This is a genomic window from Parendozoicomonas verongulae, assembly GCF_009711465.1.
GTDB lineage: Bacteria > Pseudomonadota > Gammaproteobacteria > Pseudomonadales > Endozoicomonadaceae > Sansalvadorimonas > Sansalvadorimonas verongulae.
Genome location: NZ_SMME01000555.1, coordinates 1 through 1,394, shown reverse-complemented (window position 1 = coordinate 1,394; position 1,394 = coordinate 1). Strand labels below are relative to the sequence as shown.

Annotated in this window: 1 protein-coding gene; it reads left to right on the top strand. The window is 51.4% G+C overall.

Annotated elements, in window-relative coordinates; all coding sequences use genetic code 11:
* A partial coding sequence (locus E1189_RS22845; protein ID WP_196220980.1) for a hypothetical protein occupies window positions 1-1,394 on the top strand: 1,394 nt, incomplete at both ends.

Here is a 1,394-nt window from a genome sequence, read left to right as displayed (position 1 = left end):
TTTGAAGAGCCGCAGGAGCAGGCTGTTTCCAACGCATTGAAACAAGACCTGAAAACGGGTTTTGAATTTTTGGATAATGCCTTGCGCGGCCAGCTGGAGCATTTAAAAGAAACTGCGCCTGATTTGTATAAGCTGTACCGGGAAAATGCCGGTGATCCACCTGAAGTCTCAACCCTTAACCCCACGACTATGGAAAAGCTGACTCATCGTAAAGGTTGTAGCGCAGACACAGGCTTTGCCGGTCAGTATCGGGACAAAGAAACGGGAAAATTGTACTACATAAAAGAGCCGAAAGATCCGGAGTCGGCCCGCAACGAGGTGTTGATGGCCAGGCTGGCTGGTATTTTGGGGTTGTCTGTCCCTCCGGTACAGCTGGTACGAAAAGATGGCAGGGCATTTGTGGTATCCGAATGGCAGGATGGATTAAGAATCGATGAAACGGCTCTGAAGCAGGCCGACCAACGACAGCTGGCCAGGCTTTATCTTGTCGCCTCGGTACTGGGTAATGTCGATATTTTAGGTTACTCATTTGATAACACCCTGGTTGATCCGCAAGGTCAATTGATTCCTCTGGACTGGGGAGAGTCGGGAGAGTTTTGTGGGCCTTTCGCTTCGAAACGTAAGCAAGGGACTTTTGCGGGAACGGTGCTGGAGCTGGATGCTTTTAAAGACCCCAAATCAAAACCTGCAAAGCAAATAGTGCCGGATCCCATGGTTCTGGTTGGTTTGCAAAATGCAGCACAACTGTTTACGACGCTTGATAAGCACGTTCTGGCCTGCGTTACCGCAGAGCTTATCGCCGCAGATACCGCTGAAATAGGCAGGCTGGTTGAAGTTTTGGGTCCCGATAAACCGATCGACAGGCAACGGTTGAGTAGAACCATTCATGAGCGACTCGCCTATCTGGCCAGGCGATATCCAGGGTGCTGTGGGGGTGAGCGAATCACGCAGGTGGAACAGGGGGCGATTTCCGCCAGTGGTGTGGATGGTTACTCATTGCCGGTATTCAGCCAGGATATAGAGCGGGCCGACCTGCGGCTTTACCATTTTATGGATAGTGATAATCAGCCGGTGACTGAATGCTGGGCCAAACTGACCCCAAAAGCTGCTCGTCGATTATCCGACCAGCTGGGATTACCTTATGCCTACCGGAGGGAGCTGGCTGAGCTTAACGCCTATGTCGATGAACTCAAAAAGGGGGTTGTTATCGATGCAAAATGGCGGGGAACACTGGAGCGAATCGTCCAGCTCTGTGACACCATCACTGAAGGTATCGAGCAGCATAAGGGGGGCTACCGTCCTCAGGACGGGCATGGAGAGATTGTATCGCAGCTGCGGATGCTTAAGGATAAGGTTCAAAAGGAAATGTCGGGGCAATCTTCCAGTCTTACTCC